Source organism: Paraburkholderia sp. RL18-085-BIA-A, from assembly GCF_046027075.1.
Classification (GTDB): Bacteria; Pseudomonadota; Gammaproteobacteria; order Burkholderiales; family Burkholderiaceae; genus Paraburkholderia.
This window is the reverse complement of the sequence record NZ_JARESU010000266.1, coordinates 1-5,755: the sequence shown is the minus strand read 5'-3', so window position 1 is coordinate 5,755 and position 5,755 is coordinate 1. Positions and strand designations below refer to the sequence as shown.

Annotated in this window: 6 protein-coding genes; 1 reads left to right on the top strand and 5 read right to left on the bottom strand. The window is 59.5% G+C overall.

The features are described from left to right. Positions 1-400 precede the first annotated feature (400 nt). On the top strand, positions 401-619 hold the full coding sequence (locus tag P0D89_RS50535) for a hypothetical protein (RefSeq protein WP_408361592.1): 219 nt from the start codon (positions 401-403) through the stop codon (positions 617-619). A 670-nt stretch (positions 620-1,289) separates the two neighbouring features. Here P0D89_RS50535 and P0D89_RS50530 read toward each other — a convergent pair. The 5 genes from P0D89_RS50530 to P0D89_RS50510 form a co-directional block, all read right to left on the bottom strand. Further along, the gene (locus P0D89_RS50530; RefSeq protein ID WP_408361593.1) at positions 1,290-1,724 is read right to left on the bottom strand and encodes a type 2 periplasmic-binding domain-containing protein; all 435 of its coding nucleotides are present in this window, start codon (positions 1,722-1,724) and stop codon (positions 1,290-1,292) included. Positions 1,725-2,066: 342 nt separating this feature from the next. Next, positions 2,067-2,321, bottom strand: coding sequence for a hypothetical protein (locus P0D89_RS50525; protein WP_408361594.1), 255 nt, complete (start codon positions 2,319-2,321; stop codon positions 2,067-2,069). Next, positions 2,308-3,030, bottom strand: coding sequence for a response regulator transcription factor (locus tag P0D89_RS50520; protein ID WP_408361595.1), 723 nt, complete (start codon positions 3,028-3,030; stop codon positions 2,308-2,310). Before P0D89_RS50520 ends, P0D89_RS50525 begins: the two co-directional genes overlap by 14 nt. 145 nt (positions 3,031-3,175) lie before the next feature. Next, complete coding sequence (locus P0D89_RS50515) at positions 3,176-3,643, bottom strand: phosphatase PAP2 family protein (protein WP_408361596.1); 468 nt, start codon at positions 3,641-3,643, stop codon at positions 3,176-3,178. A 784-nt stretch (positions 3,644-4,427) separates the two neighbouring features. Further along, positions 4,428-5,498 carry a diguanylate cyclase domain-containing protein gene (locus tag P0D89_RS50510; RefSeq protein ID WP_408361597.1) on the bottom strand — a complete coding sequence of 357 codons (1,071 nt, stop codon included), beginning with the start codon at positions 5,496-5,498 and terminating at the stop codon, positions 4,428-4,430. Between the last annotated feature and the right edge of the window lie 257 nt (positions 5,499-5,755).

Genomic DNA, 5,755 nt, shown 5'->3' with positions numbered 1-5,755 from the left:
GAAATGCAGGAAGTGAATGCAATAATCGCAACGCTGAAGAAGGATTCGAAGCCAGCGAAGACACTCAAAACAGAACGGGAAGAAAATTCTTCGAGCGTAGCAAACGTACGTGCTGCCGCTTCAGGAGGTCTTGACCTGAACACTTACATGCAATGATCGGTGTAACCCGGAGACACCGCCGTTCAACAGCCGAGAATCCAACGCCCGAGATGAGTCGACTACTCCCGGCGAACACGATCACGGATCAAGGTGATCGCGTCGCCGATCCGACTGATCAAGAATGCTGAGACACGCAAGCACGCGTCTGAATTCCGCAGCCTGCAGCCACGGATCGGTATCCCAACCGGTTGCTGTGCGCAGTGTCGCACTGTAGGATTTCCCCACTCATTGGGAGGCGAGGATGCAGTTCAACTACAAGGACTTCCGTGTCGACGCGTCGCCTCTTGAAGAAGGCGGCCATTACTACGCCCGTGCAAAAATCTACCAGCGCGCCTTGGTGGGCGGCGACACCGTCGAGGTCAAATGGTCGGGAGATCTCGGCGACTATCCCTCCGACGCCGCCGCTATCGAGGCGGCGCAGCGCTGGGCGATCCAGTGGTGCGACGCGAACTCGGCATAGGCCGAGCGATTTGACTCCTCGAATCAGCTCATTGGAAACAGTTGTGCAGCCTTGCAACGCCTGTCGCGAATTAGTTGGCAAGCCATCCAGCGTTCGTCCGCATGGTGATCTTGCGGCTTCCGTCGTTCGTGCAATCGGGCCGCCGAGCCACATGACGAAAATCAGCAGCAACTGGAATTGCACGGTCTGCGGAAGCTGGCTGTACCAAAATACAGCTGATGGCACCCCTCCTAACGAGTGGGTGATGGGCGAGCATCAGCAAAGTTGGACCGGGAAGGCGTAACAGGCGGTGCTTCGAAAATCACGATAGAGACTGCAGCGACGCAACGAGCTATATAGGGAATGTAAACTGGACGTCGCAGTCGATGGTGACGCACTTACCGGATTCTATATCGCCGCGCAGACGATCCAACTCGCGGCGATCGGCGGCGCACGCAACGTTCCGATGCCAATTGCTCGATTCCGCGACGCGTCTGCTGTCCACGCCCTCGTGTCCGCAACAGCCATGTCAGTTTCGAGCAGACTCAGACTAAAACAACTGAGAGCCAATGAGCGCGGGCACTCTGGTGCCCACACCGGATCTGACAGTCTCAATGCTCAACATTGCTTGCGTCGATGTGTTGGTCCATAGGCAACATTACGTTGGGTAACCACTGACATGGTTGATCATCTACTTCCCCTGCATGAACCAGTTTCCGTAGATTTTTTCGTAGGTGCCGTCGGCGTACATGGACAGCAGCGCTTCGTTGATAGGCTTGCGCAACGGACTGCCCTGCGCCAAAGCGATGCCATACTTTTCAGGCCGAAACAACGGGCCGACGACCAGCAATATGCCATTGCCACGCTTCGCGGCCCAGTATTGCAGAGTCGGCGCATCATAGACGATCGCCTGCACATCGCCTTGGGTGAGCATGCGGATTCCGTCGTCCGCAGTCTTCACATCGACAAACGGCAAACCACGCTGGGTAAGATAATCGGCGGCGGTCGTCCCCGCCGATGTGCCGATCGTCTTTCCTGGCAGATCGCCTGGGCCGTGAATGTTTGTCTGCAACAACAGTGTGACCCGAGCCACCGCCTCGAATAGCCAGTTTGAGATTCTGCTCAATGCGCGTCTCCCGAGGATGGAATAGCCAGAAGCATTACCTGTGTGTGCTTACTTTACTGACCCCTCTGTGTTGCGGTTCGGTCGAGTGTCGCGCTCAGCTTGCCGGGGCGGCCTCGAGGATTTTCGAAATATTGGGCCCGCACTGAATAAAAGCAAACTGGACCATAGTACGCCGTCGTTGTACGACGTTTCGACAGTCGACCTTCGCGCATCCGGATCCGTATTGCTCCATGCCGGAAGTGGCCGGTCCAATAGTGTCGATTCGACTCGCAGCTACCATTTGCCGCGGCAACGCTTTAGTGTCGGCCGCGTTCGCGGCTCGCGAGGTCCGCAGCGGGCGTGCTACAGCAAGCGGGTCAGTCCACGGCTGCGTTTGTAGTGCTTGGTTACACCGATTAGCCGACCAACACAATGGGGTGAGCGGCGGGTGTGTTCAGCGACCTCTCCCAGTAGCCGCTCGTCGACCTCGTGCATCAGGTACGAGTGCATTACCCAGTAAAGCATCGCGAACAGGACGATGGCCGAGCTGATCAAGACCGCCAGCAGCCAGGTGACGCTGCTGATGGGCATGCGCGTGCGGCGCTTATTCGCCGGCATGGAGGATGTAGCCGACATTTCGAACTGTGTGGATCATCGCCGACATCTGTCCGTTCAGACTGATCTTGCGGCGGAGTTGACCGATGTGCATATCGATCACGTTGGTTTGCGCGTTGAAGCGGTAATTCCATACCGACTCGAACAGCATCGCGCGCGTAACCGGCTGTCCGGCGTGGCGCATCATGTATTCGAGCAACTGGTATTCGCGCGGTTTCAGGTTGATGACCTCGCCCGCGCGTTCCGCCCGACGCGTGCTCATATTGAGAATGAGGTCGCCCACGCCCAGCGCCGATCGCTCTTTAGGCGAAGAGCGGCGGCGCAGCAGCGCATTCAGGCGTGCGTTGAGTTCGAGGCTGTCGAACGGCTTGATCAGATAATCGTCGCCGCCGGCGCGCAAGCCTCTCACGCGCTCGTCGACTGCAGAAAGTGCGCTCAGAATCAGTACACGAGTCTGTTTGCCGACGTTGCGCAGGGTGGAGAGGATCGACAGGCCATCGATGTCGGGCAGCATGCGGTCGAGCACGACGGCGTCGAAATCGTCATCAAGCGCGCGCAGCAGGCCGATATGCCCACTCGGCGCGCTATCCACCGCGAAGCCGTAGTCCTCGAGCGCCGCCGTCACTTCGAGCCGCACGCGATCGTCGTCTTCAACGACGAGAATGCGAGGCTTGTGCCCCGCGTGGTTGACGATCGCTGCTTTACTTTCCAAGAGGTCGTTGTTCCATGTGATCCTGCGTCGTTGGATTGCCGGCTGCGCCGTTCCCGGACCGCTGAAGGTCACGTTGGCGGTTGCCCTGGCTGTGAGATGAGACGCCCGGCGTGGTCGCGCAGGGTGCCATGACCACGTTGCTGTTTCATGACAGGCGTTCCTGCGCGCCGTTTGCGGGTGCCGTTTTAGTCGAGTGCCAGCACGGCGCGCACTTCTGCTTTCGCCTCGGCAAAGGCCTTCTGGAAATCGGGGCTGGCCACAGCGCTGCAGCGACGAGCGTCCCGTCGATCCGGCCCGCTTCCACATCGCTCGGATAGTGGACACCGTCGACGACTCGGTTCGCGCCGAATTCGCGGCCTCGCGCGAAGAGCGCATCGCGCTTTTCGGGGACCATTTGCGCGAGCAGGATGGCGCTCATATAGCCAAACGTCGCGTGGCCGCTCGGGTACGAGTCGTAAGCATCTCCTGGTTTGACCGGCACCGTCGGCTGAACGTCGCTGCTGGCGATGAACGGCCGCGCACGGCTGAAATAGTGCTTACCGCTTTTGGCAATCAACTCGGCATGCTCGGGAATGGTGGCTGGCGCATGCAGCGAAGCGATGACGCGGCACACGTACCGTGCGCCATGCTATCCGGGGACAGCGAAGGACGACGATGTTCTCCGCAGCGAAGACGGTGCCGATGCCAGGGCAGACAGGTGAAAGACCGGTGTCCACAAACTTACAAATCTAAGGGCACGTGTCGACCAGGGGCGAGCGGTCGTATTCCGCCGAAAGCGGCCGGCTCGACGCAGCCCCTATTTTTTTGGCCGCGACCGTGTCTACCAATTTGCTTTGCGTTCCTGATGTTCTCATTTACATCCATCTTTTAAACCACGTTTGTGGCTCGATTGTCAGGTACTGCCAGGCCCGGGACAGGGCCACGGTCTCGTATCCGGCGTCGGAATAGTGGATGATAGTCCTCGATTTCGCGTCGGCCGGAGCGGGTAAAGGCATCTCATCTGCGGCTTCGCGGTTTTGAAAGCGCCTGCAGTTCATAGAGGAAGGGCCACCCGCTCAACTTCCATCGACCCGATCCCCCGGCGGTACACCGCCGAACGGGGCTGCATCCGCGGCGGCCTGGGTATTTTCGAGTGGGATATTCCGGCACGGTTCGGTGTCTGGGAGAATGCCAGAGGTACGAGACAACGGAACAGCCCGAACCTCAGGGACCGCTGTCGTAGATGCATTGACTGGCGACATGCGGCGCTCATTAGGGACGTCGGCTTTTACGAGGCTCTTTCCGTACCGCAGTAAGCGTGCATCGAAATCGGCTCCTGGTGGCCGGCCCTGTCAGGCTTTCTGATGCGACGCCGCGGTAGTGTCATTGCGATGAGATGGCTCGAAATTGGCGTGCGCTCATGCTGGCTGCATTTCGGCTGCGTCAGCGAACGCGGTCTGCCCCTTTCCTCGCGTCTTTGCGCGGTACATTGCGCTATCGGCGGCGCGCATCAATGTCCGGGCATCGAGAGAGGCGAACCCGGCACCTTCCGCCAGCATGCACACGCCAATGCTGCCGGAAACGGCGACCGGATGTCCACCCACGGTTTGCACATTGCTCAGGATCGCGTGAATACTATCGGCAATGGCCAGCGCGCCTTGCTTGTCATATACGTGTTGGGCCAATACCACGAATTCATCGCCGCCCAGGCGGGCGAGCGTGTCGCCACGGCGCATGCGGCTCATCAGGGCTGTGGCAAAGCTCCGCAGTAATTCGTCCCCTACCGCATGTCCGTGGGTGTCGTTGACCTCCTTGAAACCGTCGAGGTCAATGAGAAGCAAGGTGGTCCGACCCGCTTCGCCATCTCGAGTGGCGAGCGTCCGGCCAATGGCCTGCTCGAGCCGGACGCGATTGCTCAGCCCCGTCAGAGGATCGGTCGCAGCCTGCTTTTTCAGTCGGTACACCAACACCGCCAGATAGAGCGATGTCCCCGCCACGCTAAACGCCATACCCAGGCCGACGGTAATGTTTGCCCGCCACCACGGTTGCCAGAGCATCAGGCCGGCGAGACCTCCAAGCGCCACCGCACACGACAAACCCAGCATTCGTTGGCCATAACGACAGCCGGCGCCCACCAGGAACCAGAAAACGACCCACAGCAGCGGGAGCGCGGCCTGGCCGCCAACCGCCAGAGCCGTCATTAGTATGGTCTGGTCAGCAAGCGTGGTAAGCGCTAACCTCGGATGTGAGCGCGCTGGCGCCACCGTCACGGCCACATACGTCGCCACGCCGAATATCACGTAAAACGCGACCACCACTAGCGTCGCATAGGCGTTTCTCGAGTGAGAAATAAAGTTGGCAGCCAGGTACGCGAGAAGAACCACGGTGCCGAGCGCTATACGCAGGACCGCTTGCTCCTTCTCAGGGTTTTCCGAAGATGCGCCAAAAACCGCGTGCCCTGGCCAAGAATGAGAATCCGCGCTGCCCATGCCAGCCACCCCGCTTGAATCTGAATTTTGTTGCCGGGTAGTTTAACCCGTGCAGGTGTCGCGAAGACGTAAGCTCCGAAAAGGGACTGTCCGTGTGGGTGATCGACTGAATTTCGGTCGTTGCCGGGTCGCGCGCCGGTCGACGCCGCTCAGCGGAACTCCGCTATCTGGGAACTGTGACGTTCGAAGTCCGGAATCGATGGTCTCTGGAAGAAGATGCCAGCTTTGCGTGACTGTTTCCCTGCACAGAACACTTA

Excerpts from the sequence above, each read along its gene's own strand:
- P0D89_RS50535 (WP_408361592.1), top strand. The coding sequence starts at position 401 with ATGCAGTTCAACTACAAGGACTTCCGTGTCGACGCGTCGCCTCTTGAA.
- P0D89_RS50525 (WP_408361594.1), bottom strand. The coding sequence starts at position 2,321 with ATGCCGGCGAATAAGCGCCGCACGCGCATGCCCATCAGCAGCGTCACC.
- P0D89_RS50510 (WP_408361597.1), bottom strand. The coding sequence starts at position 5,498 with ATGGGCAGCGCGGATTCTCATTCTTGGCCAGGGCACGCGGTTTTTGGC.